The 14205-nt window shown below is 55.9% G+C and carries 11 protein-coding genes; 9 read left to right on the forward strand and 2 right to left on the reverse strand.

Features of this window, described 5'->3' with window-relative positions; genetic code table 11:
• The first annotated feature begins 190 nt into the window (after positions 1-190).
• Positions 191-787, forward strand: coding sequence for a Uma2 family endonuclease (locus IQ265_RS06150; RefSeq protein ID WP_194051584.1), 597 nt, complete (start codon positions 191-193; stop codon positions 785-787).
• A gap of 17 nt (positions 788-804) precedes the next feature.
• On the opposite strand, the gene mobF is transcribed toward IQ265_RS06150, so the two are convergent.
• Both mobF and IQ265_RS06160 read right to left on the reverse strand, forming a co-directional pair.
• Complete coding sequence (gene mobF, locus IQ265_RS06155) at positions 805-3498, reverse strand: MobF family relaxase (RefSeq protein ID WP_194051586.1); 2694 nt, start codon at positions 3496-3498, stop codon at positions 805-807.
• A 10-nt stretch (positions 3499-3508) separates the two neighbouring features.
• Positions 3509-3826 carry a hypothetical protein gene (locus IQ265_RS06160; protein WP_035985554.1) on the reverse strand — a complete coding sequence of 106 codons (318 nt, stop codon included), beginning with the start codon at positions 3824-3826 and terminating at the stop codon, positions 3509-3511.
• A 594-nt stretch (positions 3827-4420) separates the two neighbouring features.
• On the opposite strand from IQ265_RS06160, the gene IQ265_RS06165 reads away from it, so the two are divergent.
• From IQ265_RS06165 to IQ265_RS06195, 8 genes are all read left to right on the forward strand, one after another.
• Positions 4421-5554, forward strand: a complete 1134-nt coding sequence (locus IQ265_RS06165; protein ID WP_194051588.1) for a ParM/StbA family protein — start codon at positions 4421-4423, stop codon at positions 5552-5554.
• 43 nt (positions 5555-5597) lie between these two features.
• Positions 5598-6086, forward strand: coding sequence for a hypothetical protein (locus IQ265_RS06170; protein WP_194051590.1), 489 nt, complete (start codon positions 5598-5600; stop codon positions 6084-6086).
• Entirely contained in the window at positions 6083-6466 is a 384-nt protein-coding gene (locus IQ265_RS06175; RefSeq protein WP_194051592.1) for a hypothetical protein, read from the forward strand. The genes IQ265_RS06170 and IQ265_RS06175 overlap by 4 nt, the downstream gene beginning before the upstream one ends.
• Positions 6467-6972: 506 nt before the next feature.
• Positions 6973-7221: a hypothetical protein gene (locus tag IQ265_RS29850; protein WP_278002727.1), complete on the forward strand. Its 249-nt coding sequence runs from the start codon at positions 6973-6975 to the stop codon at positions 7219-7221.
• A gap of 532 nt (positions 7222-7753) precedes the next feature.
• A complete protein-coding gene (locus tag IQ265_RS06180) occupies positions 7754-8164 on the forward strand; it encodes a MerR family DNA-binding protein (RefSeq protein ID WP_194051594.1) in 411 nt (136 codons plus the stop codon).
• Positions 8165-8623: 459 nt separating this feature from the next.
• Positions 8624-9085, forward strand: a complete 462-nt coding sequence (locus IQ265_RS06185; protein WP_194051596.1) for a hypothetical protein — start codon at positions 8624-8626, stop codon at positions 9083-9085.
• A 435-nt stretch (positions 9086-9520) separates the two neighbouring features.
• Positions 9521-10819: an efflux RND transporter periplasmic adaptor subunit gene (locus IQ265_RS06190; protein ID WP_194051598.1), complete on the forward strand. Its 1299-nt coding sequence runs from the start codon at positions 9521-9523 to the stop codon at positions 10817-10819.
• A gap of 149 nt (positions 10820-10968) precedes the next feature.
• Positions 10969-14091: an efflux RND transporter permease subunit gene (locus IQ265_RS06195; RefSeq protein WP_194051600.1), complete on the forward strand. Its 3123-nt coding sequence runs from the start codon at positions 10969-10971 to the stop codon at positions 14089-14091.
• Positions 14092-14205: the final 114 nt, after the last annotated feature.

Below are 14205 nucleotides of genomic sequence, written 5' to 3' on the forward strand. Positions count from 1 at the left end.
ATCTACATTGTTTCTCTGTTAAGCAGGCCATGAACGTCTGCCATAGGTTGACCTGGATCTTTGAGGATTGGGTAGTTTGGGCCAGGTTAACTAAAAGCTTTTTATGCAAGGGGTAGGCAGGGCAGTCCATGGATTAGGTAAAGCCATGCAGCACGCTAGGATGAGAGCAACGTCTGCGGGGATAAAGGCTATGACCCAGGCTAAGGTAAAGCACGCTTCCTTTGAGGAGTATCTTGCCTACAGTGATGAGACGCCGCTAGAAGGGCGTTTTGAATTAGTGCGTGGAGAGTTAGTCGAATTGCCACCTGAGTCAGAACCGAATAATTGGCTGGCTAATTACCTGCAATTTCTGCTGGTCGCGGCCAACGTCGCTCCCCTGCGGTTAATCAAAATCCATGCGTTAGAACTACAAGTGCCAGTCTTGCAACCGAGCGATGCGGCCAACCGCTACCCCGACCTGGTGGTTCTCCGCCCTGAGCATCTGGAGCTGACCCAGAGGCGGTTAACCATCACCCGCGATATGCCACCCCCTCGCTTGGTAGTTGAGATTGTCAGCCCTGGCAAAACCAATCGAGACCGCGATTATGTCTCCAAACGGGCTCAGTACGCAGCCCTTAGAGTGCCAGAGTACTGGCTAGTTGACCCCGTAGCCCAAACCGTCATGGTGCTGTCGCTAGCCGGTGAGACCTATCAAGAGGTCGGAGTATTTGGGTTGCAGAGGGCCATTGCCTCAGTCGAGTTTCCAGATCTCACTCTGAAAGCAAGCCAGATTTTTGAGGCTGACTGATAACTTCGGCCAATTCCCTATCGTTCAACGCCTCTATCTTGTCGGTTGGAACGGTTGTCATGCCTTGTGTGAGACAGGTTTGCCTGTTGACTGGCCATAGCAACTAAATTGTTCAAATTGGTCGGTAGTGGCAAATCAGCGGGCTGAGAGCGGCCACTATTAATACCCGTAACCTCTCCAGGGTTTTCCTTCGCCCTAGATCGCTCCACCCGTTCAATCAGTCGATCCAAATCCTCCGAGGCATATAGCCGCAGCTCCCGCTTCACCCGGCTCACCGCCACATAAAAGCTCTCCCGCCCCACATAGCGATCCAACGCCCCAATCACCCGCTCCGCCGACTTACCCTGGGCTGCATAGGTGGTACTGACCACCGCATAGTCCAGATGCGCCAGCTCCGAACTCTCGAAGCATCCCAACTCCCCTCGCCCCCAGCGAATCATCACCTGCCCCTCCTCCAAACCCACAACCTCAAACTCCTGGCCATTGCGTCGCCCCAAGGCATGGTCATTGCGCGTCCACCGCAGGCAATCGCCTACTGCAATCTCCATCTCCTCCACCTCATAAACCGACTTCCGCTTAATCTGCGCTGGATCCACCTGTAACGCTGCCCCAGATTGCCCCCGCAGCATCAGCTCATTGCTGTGGCTATTCGTCGCCAGCACCTCGTAGTGCTGCCCCTTCTCCAACCCCAGCCGCTTATAGCTGGCCTGGGGGATCAGCACATTCCCCGGCTGAAAATGGTGGGCATAGCCCGCCTGGGTGTCCGTCAAATCCCTCGCTTTCAGCCTCTTCACCGTCAAACTCTGGCCGAGGGTTCCTTCTGCTTTTAGACCATCTCGCACTAGCTGGGTGATCGCTAACCGCTCCTGGTTGGTGCCTGCCAAGAGCAAAGTCTTCTTGCGCTCGTCTGGGGTCAGGGCCAGATAGTCGCGGGCGATCGCCGCTGCCCTCGCCTCCTGACTACTCACCTGCTGAATGTACGGCTTCAACTGCCGCACCCCCGCCGCAATCTCCCCAGCAGCAATCAGGTCAACCCCTGCTTTGATCTGCTGGTTCTTCTGCCGCAAGGACTGGGTGAGGTAGGCCGTCGCCATCCCCGCCTGCTGCAAACTTTTGAACGGGTTCCCCGCCTCCACTGCCGACAGCTGCCGGGTATCTCCCACCAAAACCACTCGGGCCTGCTGCGCCTGGGCCTTGGTCACCAGGGCCAGCGCATCCTTTGCACTCAAGAGCCCCGCTTCGTCTACCACCCAGACTTCGGGCTGAGACGGATTGGGTTCCACCGGTTGAGCACACAGCAACGCCGCCACCGTTTCCACCAGCTGAATCTGGGCCGAGTCACCCAACGACTTTGCCGCCTCTGCACTCGGGGCAAAGCCCCGCACGGTGTAGCCCTGGGACTCCGCAATCTGACGAAACTGATTTAGGGCGTAGCTCTTCCCCGCCCCGGCTATCCCCTGCCAGGCGATGAAGCGATCGCGGGTAGTGACCGCCAACATCACCCCCTTCACCTGCCCCTCGGTCAACCCCTGATCGCGCAGATGTGCTTCCACTAGGTCTGGAGAAGCAATACTCCCCACATCTCCCCGGCCATCCAACACCGTGCGAATGGTCTCCAGCTCCCGCAACACCGCTGTCTGGGTGGTCAGCCGCTGGTCATGGGTGTGAATCACCTCCGGATCGGTGTCCAAGGTCTGTTGCACGTCATCAAAGCACTGCTGCCCCAGATGGTTTTCCAGGGCAAACCGTTCCACCTGCTCGCGCTGGAACACCGCCTCCCGCTCAGCGCAGTGGGTCAGCCCAGCTTGGGTGGCCCGCTTCGGCTGGCTCTGCCAGTCCATCAGCTGGGGTTGAGGGTGTTCCAGCTTCAGCGCCTGAGCCTGCTGCTGCCAGTAAGCTTGCAGCTCTTCGCGAGGAATTTCCTTGCCCTTGGGTGCCCGCGTCATCAAGGTGGCCAGTTCTCGCTCCTGGGCTGTGGCGTTCTCCTCCACCGCCGCCAGAACCTGCTCCCGCCGTTTGGAGAAGGTCTGGAGGTCGTCGGGTCGGTACCCCCGGAGTTCAAGCTGGCCGTTGGCTCTGGGCTCAATGCCATAGCCCAGGCGCTGTACCTCCACCGCCAACTCGTTCTGGTAAATCATCCCCAGCAGCTTTTGCTGCTTGAAGAGAATGTCGTTGTGGAGCGATTGCCAGCGATCATTGTCCAACTGCGTGGCATTGATCACGACGCAATGGGTATGCAGCTGTGGATCCTTCTCGCGGGAAGTGTCGTGTTGGAACTGGGCGACGATCAGGTTGCCTGTACCAATAGCCTGCCGTCCCTCTGGCGTCCGCACCCGCGTTTGGGCATAGCGCTCCTCGATGATGGCCAGAGTGCGAGTGACAGCGGTGCGATGGGCCTGCTCTATTGCTTTATTTCCCTCAACCAGAGCCGCCAGACTGATGCTCTTGGGCGCACTAAAGGTCAAGTCCAGCCCGGCTCGATGGCGCTCCGGATCGATCTTTCGACCCGATAGGGTTTGGTGCCCCTGGGGATGGGAGCCATGGAGCAGATTCTTGAAGTCGCCCCCCTGCACCTGGCCCGCTAGTCCCAGGCTCTTGGCCCCCTGACCCCACCAACCGGAGTGGGCCTGGTTCTCTTCGTTGGTGTAGTAGTTCTCGGCGGTGTAGTAGGTTTCGCCCTGGTTGGCGCTGATCACCGTCAGGCTGAGCATGACTGACCTCCTATCCCTCTACCAAGCCCTGTCGCTTGCGGATTTCCTGAATCAGCGCCTTGCGATTTTCCAGCGCCTGCGGCCCCCGAGCATTGGCCTGCTCCAGGGCGATGGTCTCTAGCAAAATCTGGAGTCCCTGAAACTGCACTTGCAGCAGCTCCATCCGAGCCTTCAGGTCATCCACCTGCCGCTCTAGTTCGCGGCGCTGCTGACCATCGCGCATCATCAGGCGAATGATGCTGGCGGCGGGCAGACCCAGCCGATTGGCCTCTTTTTCGACGATCGCCGCCTCTTCGAGGGGCAGCGAGACGCTAAATCCTTTACCCATGAGCTTTTCCGTGAATTCGTCAGTGATTCGTAAACGACCGATCATTGGCTCCCATACCTGGAACCCCTGATATTGCTGGGTTTCGGCAACTCCCTGGCCCAGGGCTGGGCGTGGTGTGTGAAACGCGGAGCTACGAAACGCAGTGGAGTGGCGTAGCCCCCAGGGCAGCCCATCAGGCTTTTGCTGGGGCATTCCCTGGGGAGAATACAGGGGCAATAATCTCTGTTTTAGCTCACAGAAAATACCAGTTCTGCTCAGCTCAGAGAGCTGCAAACTTTGTTTTTATTCATCAATCTATTGATTGGAATCTGCATCCTAAAAAAGGAGAAGTCGTGAATAAGTCGTTATCAAGTCGTGAATGATTGGGTGATTCCAGGCTTGTCTTGGATTCTGGATTGACAAGTCGTTATCAAGTCGTGAATGAAATTCATCGGCCATCAAAGTCATGATGGATTTTACTGAAGATAACAATTCAGTCGTTATTAAGTCGTGAATAAAAACGACAACTCAGAATACAGATATCGATCAACAAACTGGAAGACATTCTTCGCTTCTCAAGCTGTTGATTAAACGCTGTCATTGGCATTCAAAACTATGACCCAAATCATCCAGACCTACATCGACATGGGCAGCTCTGCCACCAAGTGTCTCTACTGGCAGGGCCAGCCTTACCTGCTACACCTCGACCCCCAGGTGGCTCGGTTGAACCCCGCTCGGCTCGACCGGCTGATGCTGGGTGGGCTGACCAGCCAGGAGCCCGAGGACAGTGCCTATGTGATGGTGGGCAATAGTGCCTATGCCATTGGAGCGTTGGCGATCGCCCAAAAAGGTGACTCGGGTCTTGCCCTGCCCAAGCGCGATCGCGCCGTCTACAAAATTCTGGCCACCCTAGGCGCGATCGCTGAGAAGACTTTCAAAGCTCAGCAATCTGATAGCTCAGGGTGTGAGTTCACCGCTCAGCTAGGTCTGCTGCTGCCGTTGGAAGAATACTGGCAAGACCGCAAGGAGCTGAAGGCCCAGATCCTGGGGGCCATTTCTGACTTCAGCTTTCGGGGTCGATCTATGTTTGGACAGTTAGAGCGCATCGAGATGCAGCCAGAGGGGGCAGGGCTTTATCTGGCCAAGGGGTTGCAGTTAGCCAGGGCTGGGATAGGGATTCGCGACTCCACCGTTGTCGTTCTGATGTTTGGCCACCGCAATCTCTCTATCCTCACCTTCGAGAAGGGCAGCACGCCCCAGGAAACCAACAGCACCTCCCAGGGACCAGGGTTTGTGGAATATCTAAAGCAGTGTGCCACCGAACTGCCAGGTGTCGCCCCAGATGACCCGGCTCTGCTGGAAGCGGTTTTGCAGGAGCATCCCACCTTCCACGTCCCAGGCCGCAAGGAAGCCCTCGATCTGACCCGAGCCTGTAGCTACGCTCGGGAGTTTTATCTGGATCGAGTGAACCAGTTTTTGGTGGAGTGGCTGCCCTCGGCTGAGGTTGATGTAATTGTCGGCGGGGGTGCCGCCTACTTTATTCGGCCAGAACTGGAACAGTTTTTCGACCAGCGAGGGCTTACCCAGCAGATCACCTGGGCCGAGACCCTGCGACAGGAAATGACCGACGTACTGCGAGGCCAAGATGGCACGGCGGAACCCGACTTGATTACCAGCGTCCGTTGGGCCGATGTCTATGGGTTGTTCAAGACCTTTATGTACAGCGCCAAGCCAACCCAGGCTCATTAACATCCCGGACATCCCAAGACAACCGAGACAAGGAATTAGAGGAATGACCCAATCGTCAGAAATGAAGGCCCGAATTCAATACTCCAGCCGAGATGAGCTGGATGTAGCGGTGATTGGCTACTGCCGGGGGCGATCACGCCATGACCTCCATGCCCGTATGCGATCGGCGTTGAATGGCTGCTATGGGCCGTTTGCGATGGCAGCGGTTCAGGCTCCCCAGGATGAAATTCGGCGGCAGGCTGTGCAATCAATTCAGCAGTTGACAACTCAGATTCTAGAAATCAAGGAGCGGTTTCTCCCAGAACTGGAAGTCTTCGATGATTCAATAACGCTACCCAAGACAGCTCTCCCACTGGTTAAGCCATACCCACGACATCTACCATCAGCCAATAGCTCCATGGCATCTACCCCAGCAGCATCCATCAAAACAGTGCCTGACCTAAGGCCGGTGGATGAACCATTGCGGGAGTTCTTGGGCGATGATGCCGCCATCATGGCGGGGCTCAATCCCTTCATCAATGACTTGACGTGAACTCGCCGCGCCCCAGAACACCGATCCCCGTTGACCGCCAGACCCAGGAGCAGATTGCGGGGACGGCGGTGCTGCTCCTGGAGCGGTTTTGCCGCGACCAAGCTCGGGGGCAGCGGGTGTTTGAGGGTAAGCAGTTTTACACAATCGTGGAGCGGGGGCGCGATCTGAATATCGAGTTTAGAGGCGATGCTCACCACCTGCCGGAGACGATTCTCGCGTTACGGACTCAGCGAGACAATGGGCAAATGCTTTACGAGATTGAGTCCTGGCTGATCCAGGCAGATGTGCAGCGATTTGCCCTCATTCGGCAGGAGCTACAAAAAGACCTAGAGGACAGCCAAATGTACTCAAGGCAAACTAACGGATCAGTTCTAAGTTGACGTATCATGGCCTTAAAAGTTGTCACCCGTGCATATTCAAGTTCTTGCCATGATAGCCGCTAAAACCCCAACCAGACGACACTGGGAACTGTTCAGGGCTTACAAGGCTAGGATTTCGAGACAAATGGAGCCGGAAGAGTTCCTAGAGTACTGGGTTGTCACCTACGAAGAATTAGCGGAATTATGCGGGCGCTCTAAGAGCACCGTGGCCCACTGGTTCTCGCAGGGAGAGCATCGTCGCGATCCGTCCGAGGCAGATAAGCGTCGACTGTCCGAAGTTCATGCTCTTTGGAGCCAGTTTGAAAATGAACCCTCCCACCTCCGGGAGATTTGGGAACGAAAGCGAAAACGAAAACGAGATTAGATGTTGTCATCTGTGCATTGATTTGTTGCCCTGACGGCAACTTCAAAACTATCGTGGTCTTAAAGCGACTTTGTCCGTTGGGCACGGTTAGAACGCTCAGTGTTCTCAAGACCCTTTAGTACTCCTCACCTGGTGAAGCACAATGACCCAACCTCCGGCTAGCTATCCAAAGGATCCCCGCTCTCCGCTTTTGCCCATTGCAATAGAAGATGTCCCGTCTGGGCGAGAGCCGCTACGCCATCTACTGATTGGCTCCCCGAAGGGTGTTACCAGCACCATCCATAATCTCTATGGGCTTGGCTATGCCGAAGTGGGAATATGGAGCCCGCTTCTACCTACCCCTAATCCTGGGGAGGTCATGTCTATTCTGACTCGGTATATTCTTCCTTGAGAAAGCATGTAAACAAGGGAAAGGAAGCACCCCTGCCAATTATCGCTCAACACTCAGTCAAGGCATGATTAGGTTAGTCCATCGAATCTTGGTCTAAGAACGGTAGCAAAACGGCCAGTGCTTCCTCTGAATATTTTTCTCCTGGACCTAAAGAGCCTAGTGTCACGGCAGACTTTACTCCGGCCATAGCGCTCAGCATCTTCATCTCGGCCTTAGACTTGGCTGGTCATTGTTGGGCAACAATGACCAGCCAAGTCTTGTCACAACCTGCACCAAATCTAGCCAGTCAATGCGCTGCTGCACTAAATCTAGCCCTCCGGTTGCAAAGGCTGCGGAGGCAAATCTGGCCCCCTTAGCTTGAGTTGTTTGGTGCTTAATCAATTCAGGGGTAACGTGGGCAGTGCCCTAACCCTAGGCAAAAAAAAGACAGTTGAGTTAGAAATCGAGGCTGAGCTAAAGTCGAAGAATTGTCTCTTGACTCTCTAGACGACTGGAGGGTTTAGGATAGATTTAATCCTTGATGAGGTCAGCGATGCTAACTGAAGCCCCTCCTAAACTAATTGGCGCTGTCGCTAAGAAAAGCGGCTTACCCGTTAAAACCATCCGCTACTACGACGAGATTGGTTTGCTTAAAACCGCCGGACGCACTGAGGGCGGCTATCGGGTTTTTGCGGGAGATGTCTTTACCCGGCTAGGCTTTATCCGGCGCGCCCAGAGCCTTGGCCTCACCCTAGCCGAAGTCAAAGAGTTTTTGGAAGTGCACGATCAAGGAGACTTACCCTGCTCCCATATCCAAGTCAAGCTAGAGGAAAAGCTGATAGAAATCGAAGAAAAAATTCAGCAACTTCAATTACTGAGGCAGGAGCTATCTGGGCTTCTGACTGGGTGGCAAAGCACAGTAGCCAAGACGGATGAAGCCATCTGCCCGATCATCGAAAGCTAGTAAACTTACCTCTCCCTCAGTAAGTAATACACGCTGCACTGGGCCTAATCAAGAGGCCCAGTTTTTTATTTTAAAACTTCCTCTTGACATTCCAGTCAGGGGAAAGCTCTAAAGTTAGACTATGCCTAGCTAATCAGGAATTAAAAACCTGCGTAAGGTATTGGATATGTCAGATTCACACTTGCAACTAACTGATGACAAATCCGAGTCAATGGGGCCGACGTACATACCATCAGGTTTCGGTACAACAATGGCAAGATGGCCAGGTGGTTCATGAACGTTTTTACTATGGATCTTAGCTAGCCTGAGTCTAAAAGGCTACTGAACGGGGCTATTTGTCAGGGCAAACGCATACTGATTTAGAGCCACGAAGGAATAAGGGTTTCAACGATCAGCAGCCTGTAAGATGCCGACGTTTTCGCGATAAGGCACCCCAAAGCTGGTCTTACTGCGAAAATATTGGAGTATGCGTTTGCCCTGGGCTATTTGTCAGCTTTAGCTAGGTTGAAAGGTCTGCGATCGCAGGCCTTTTTTATTGCCAAAAATTTCTTTGAATTAGCTCTTGACTTTCCATCTGACTGGAAACTGTATGGTTTACCTATGTTTGGTTTGACCCCTGTTGAGGAACTTTTAATGAGCACTAACACCAACGGACTTAACACAGATTCTGGCTTTGCTCAAGAGTGGTTTGAGCTGGTTGACGAAAGGCCTAAGAGATGGAGTTTTAGGCAAGCCGTTCACCGTATCTGGCATGGCATAGTTGAGCTATTTACTCCATCAAGCGAACTCAAGATTTTCACAGACCGCGACCAGCATGGCAAAACCTACTACAGAGTCTATGAGGTTTTGACCCATGATTTCCATCGCTTTGATTCTGAGGATGAGGTACGCATTTGGCTTGAGCAACGCTACTACCACTAAATGAGCCCATCGGCTGATTTTCTAAGTGCAAGCTGCTGCTGCCCTATCGAGTATTTCTACCGCAAACAGGAGTCTAATATGTATGAATTTTCGCCTGATAGTCCTGATATTCATCGCGATTTGGAATGAATTGAGCCATCCCTAAGCAATAAGCAAAAATCACCGGTTGGAGCATTGTTTGGCTGGCTTTCACGCACCTCTAGAGAACTCTCTTTTGCGCTGTTTGGGGAAATGGAGCCCCGAGTTTGGGAGTACGTTGATCGCACAGGTCAGAGCTGGTGGATGATTCAAGACTCCTTGGCCGACGAGCCGTTCCGATCACTCTCTATTAATGACGTTCGCGTTTGGTTAGAGCAGCAATATTTGGCCAGTCCCGACGATGTTTAGGCAGCTTTTTAGCTTGACCTGACGAAGACCCATTATCTCCAAACAGTTATGGACGCTTTTGATTTTCCCATCGCTAAGGCTCAGACAGAGCCAGCGGTAAGCCCTAAAAAACGACCGTGGCGATCGCGCCTTTGGCTCATCTTTGCCCTGCTCTGGCTCACTGGCGGCGGCTTTGAACTGTGGCGCTGGCGGCACAAGCAGGAAGTGGTACCTGTAGCCCAGGCACAGCAGCCCCCCATGCCCGTGCAAACCTTGACAGTGGAGGCCGTGAGTCTAGCGGAAACGTCGGCGTTTGTGGCCAGTTTGCGATCGCACCAGTCCGTTCTCTTGCGGCCCCAGGTACAGGGGCAGGTCGCGCAAATTCGGGTACAACCGGGCGATCGCGTCACCGCTGGCACGGTACTGATTGAGATCAATCCGCAGCAACAACAAGCCCTGGTGAGTGGAGCAACGGCCACCGCCGAGTCGGCCCAGTCCACCATTGCCAATGCGAGGGCTGGGTTGCAAGCCCTCGCAGCGCAGCGGGTGGCCAAGCTAACCGAGGTGCAGTATGCCCAGCAGGAGTATGACCGCTTTGCCACCCTGGCTGAGGCCGGGGCGGTTTCTCGGCAAATGCGCGACCAGTACGCCCAGCAGCTCGAAGTGGCCCGCGCCCAGCTGAACGCGATGGATGAGCAGATCCGCGCCCAGCAAGCCACCATTGCCCAGGCCGAGCAATCTTGGCAGGCCGCACGAGCCCAAACGCAGGCTCAGGCATCCCAGCTAGCCTATTTTCAAATCACCGCACCGTTTACCGGGGTGGTGGGCGATATTCCCGTCAAGGTGGGCGAGGTGGTGAGTCCGGGCACAGCGCTGATCGGGCTGGCCAAGAACGACACCCTGGAGGTGAATTTCTCCGTTCCGGCGGAGCGGGCGTCGCTGCTGCAACCGGGTAGCCCCGTGGAACTGGTGGATGGACAGGGGCAAACCCTGGGCACCAGCCAGGTTGAGTTCGTTGCGCCCAATGCTGACCCTGCGACTCAACTCGTGCTGGTGAAGGCGCTGTTGCCCAATGCTGAAGGCAAACTGCGGGCTGATCAATTTGTCCTGGCGAGGACTACCTGGAGCCAGCGCCAGGGCACCCAAGTGCCAACTAGTGCCGTGACCCATTTGGGTAGTGAGTCGTTTGTATTTGTGGCGGAGTCTGAACCAGAAGGCACGGTGGCGCGTCAGCGGTCGGTGCAGCTGGGAGAAATAGAAGATAACCAGTACCAGGTGACCGAGGGGCTACAGCCCGGTGAAGTGGTGATCACCACGGGGGTGCTGATGCTGCGGGACGGTGTGCCCATCAGCCCTATTCAGAATTGAGATTTTCAGACGCTAACGGTGCGTTTCGGCCAGAGCAGAGCACTTTGGTGCTTCATTGGGTTGGCCTAAGGCCGGGGACACACCCTACGTAAATCCTTTTTCCACCCAACCACTGAAGGCACGTTCCCACTACATCCAAAGGTGATCCTATGTTTACGGATTTCTTTATCAAAAAGCCCGTCTTTGCCATTGTCTGTGCCCTGGTTACCCTGGTGGTGGGGTTGATCAGCCTGCCGCTGCTGCCCATCGAGCAGTATCCCGACATTAGCCCGGTGCAGATTACCGTCACCGCCAACGCCGTCGGAGCCAACGCCCAGGTGGTGGAAGAAACAGTGACCAACGTGCTGGAGCGCCAGATCAACGGCGTGGCCGGAATGCGCTACATCAGCTCCACCAGCAGCAACGACGGCACCAGCACCATTGTGGTTACGTTTCGCCAGGGGTACGACATTGATGTTGCCGCCTCGGATGTGCAAAACCGGGTGTTGCAAGTAGAACCCCAACTGCCGGAGGCGGTGCGCCAAACGGGGGTGCAGGTGTCGAAGCAATCCAGCTCTATTGTGCTAGCGATGGCGCTCTACAGCGAGGACGATCGCTACGACGACACCTTCATCAGCAACTATGCCGACCTCTATGTGCTCGATGCGCTGCGACGGATTCCTGGCGTGGGCACCCTCGTTCCCTTTGGTGAGCGGCGCTATGCGATGCGCATCTGGCTCGACCCCCATCGCTTAGCCAGCCGTCAACTCACTGCCCAGGATGTGATCACCGCTCTGCGCCAGCAGAATGTGCAGCTAGGGGTGGGCAGCATCGGTCAACCTCCTAATAATGATGAACAGCTCTACCAGATCGATCTGCAAACCCTGGGACGGTTGAGCAGCCCAGCGGAGTTTGAGGAGGTGGTGCTCAAGTCAGGGGCAGCGGGCGATCTGGTCAAGCTGAAGGATGTGGGGCGGGCAGAACTTGGGGCCGAGCGCTACAGCACCTTTGCCCGTTACAGCGGCCATCCGGCGGTGGGGTACCAAATTTTGCAAACCCCCGGCAGCAACTCTCTGGCCATTGCCAAGGTGGTGAAGGCGGAGATGGCGCGGCTGGCGGAACGCTTTCCCCCAGGGCTGATTTACGAGATTCCCTACGACTCGTCGCGGTTTGTGGAGGCGTCGTTTCGGGAGGTGATTATCACCCTGTTGCAGGCGGTGGTGTTGGTGGTGTTGGTGATCTTTGTGTTTCTGCAAGACTGGCGCACCACGATCATTCCAGCCATCACAATTCCCGTGTCGCTGGTGGGCACCTTCGCCTTTGTCAAAGTCTTTGGCTTTTCCCTCAACAGTCTGACGCTGTTTGGCCTGACCCTGGCGACGGGCATGGTGGTGGATGACGCCATCGTGATTGTGGAGGATATCAGCCGCCTGATTCAAAAGGAAGGGATGTCGCCCATGCAGGCGGCGATCGCCTCCATGCGGAACTTGGTGGGCGCGGTGATTGCCACCTCGCTGGTGCTGATGGCGGTGTTTGTGCCCGTGGGCTTTTTCCCCGGTACGGCGGGGCAGCTCTACAAACAGTTTGCGCTCACTATTGCCTTTGCGATCGCCCTTTCCACCTTCAACGCCCTCACCCTTACCCCGGCACTCTCGGCGCTGCTGCTGCGGGCACAGCCTCGCCAAACCGGCGCTCTCGGCTGGATCTACCGCCGCATCAACGGCTTTTTGACCTGGCTAGAGCGCAGCTACCACTGGGGCCTGGGGTGGTTAATGGGATGGCAGAACCTCGTTCTGGTCGGTTTCGTGGGGCTGCTGGTGGCAACGGGATGGCTCTACACCCAGGTACCCCAGGCGTTTTTGCCCGAAGAAGACCAGGGCTATTTCATCAGCATTTTGCAGGGGCCAGACGGCACCTCCCTCAACTACACCGAGCAGGTGGTGGCCCAGGCCGAGCAGCGACTGCTGGCGGTGCCGGAACTGGAGGGTACCTTTGCGATGGGGGGTGTGGGTTTTAACGGCAACACCCCCAACCGGGGCATCCTGTTTGCGCCGCTGAAAGCTTGGCAGGAGCGGCGGCAGCCTGAGCAGTCGGTGACGGGCATTATCAACCGGGTGCGGATGCCGCTGATGGGCATTCCCCAAGCTCCTGTGATTGCGGTGAACCCGCCCACCATTCCCAGCCTGGGCAGCGTCGGCGGCTTTGTCTTCCAGCTTCAAGATCGCGACAGCAGCACCTCGGATATCCATGCGCTGGATCAAATGAAGGGGGCAATTTTGGCGAAAGCGAGCCAGACTCCCGGTTTGCAGGGGGTGTTTAGCCTCTACACGGCCAACGCGCCCCAGCTCCAGGTGGAGGTGAACCGCGATCGCGCCGAAGCCCTGCAAGTCCCCGTCGAAGACATCTTTAGCACGTTGCAAACCTACCTCGGTTCCCGCTACGTCAACGACTTCAACGCCTTTGGCCGCACCTATCGGGTCTACGTGCAGGCCGACGATGCCTTTCGCGCCGACCCCGACAGCATTGGGCAACTGTATGTGCGATCGCGCCTGAACGAGATGATTCCCCTCAGCGCCCTGGTGACGGTGACGCGCACCACCGGCCCGCAGATTATCAACCACTACAACCTGCATCGTTCCATCGAAATCAACGGCGCGGCGGCTCCGGGCACCAGCTCCGGGCAGGCCATGCAGGCGATGGCGACGCTGGCGCAGGAGGTACTGCCCCCCAACCTGGGCTTTGAGTGGTCGGGCATTTCCCTCGAAGAGCTGGAGTCGGGCGGCAAAGCGCCCATCATCTTTGGCCTGGGGATCTTCTTTGTGTTTCTGGTGCTGGCGGCGCAGTACAACAGCTTTGTCGATCCGCTGATCATTATGCTGGCGGTGCCTCTGGCGGTGCTGGGTGCTTTGGCCGCTCAATCCATGCGGGGGCTGTATAACGATGTGTATTGCCAGGTGGGGCTGGTGATGCTGATTGGTCTGGCCAGCAAAAACGCCATTCTCATTGTGGAATTCGCCAACCAGCTGCGCGACGAAGGGCTATCCCTCAGCAAAGCCGTTGTCCAAGCCTCCCAGGAACGTCTGCGCCCGATTTTGATGACCGCGATTTCGACCCTGCTGGGCATCTATCCGCTGATGGTCGCCACGGGGGCTGGGTCGGCCAGTCGGCAATCGTTGGGCACTGCCATCTTTGGCGGCATGTTGGTGGCGACGGTGCTGACGTTGTTTGTGGTGCCGGTGCTCTATGTTGCGATCGGTAATGTGCAGCAGCGTTTCATGAAGGCCTTTCGCTAGACATGGAAAAACCAATGACTTGCAGAAAAAATACACTGCCAAAACATTCACTCTAAAAGATAGGCAATTGTCTATCAGAAAAAGTCTTTTTCAAGGCGTATTGAAGCTTAAGAT

The organism is Nodosilinea sp. LEGE 06152 (assembly GCF_015207525.1).
GTDB lineage: Bacteria > Cyanobacteriota > Cyanobacteriia > Phormidesmidales > Phormidesmidaceae > Nodosilinea.